This window comes from Cellulomonas sp. GbtcB1, from assembly GCF_019091725.1.
Taxonomy (GTDB): Bacteria; Actinomycetota; Actinomycetes; order Actinomycetales; family Cellulomonadaceae; genus Cellulomonas.
The window spans coordinates 1-235 of the sequence record NZ_JAGXJG010000592.1; the positions used below are offsets into that span (position 1 = coordinate 1).

General features: G+C 78.3%; 1 protein-coding gene. It reads right to left on the reverse strand.

What is annotated here, in order from left to right; genetic code table 11:
- Positions 1-235: hypothetical protein (locus KVT14_RS21490; protein ID WP_217617398.1), on the reverse strand; the 235-nt coding region annotated here is incomplete at both ends.

The window sequence follows — 235 nt, forward strand, 5'->3', positions numbered from 1 at the left end:
ACGTCGAGCGTCGCCGCGAGGTAGACCCGCCTCCGCGCGCCGGGGCGCCGGAGCACCAGGCGGGCGCCGGCTGCCCAGGACGGTCGGTCCTCGACCGTGGTGCCGGGGACCGGCCACACCGCCGCGGGGGCGTCCGCCACCGCCGAGTTCGCGGACGGGAGCGGCTCGAAGCGGATCTCGTCCGCCGTCACCACGAAGGCGACCCGGCTCAGCACGGCCGCACCGGTGCGGAGAC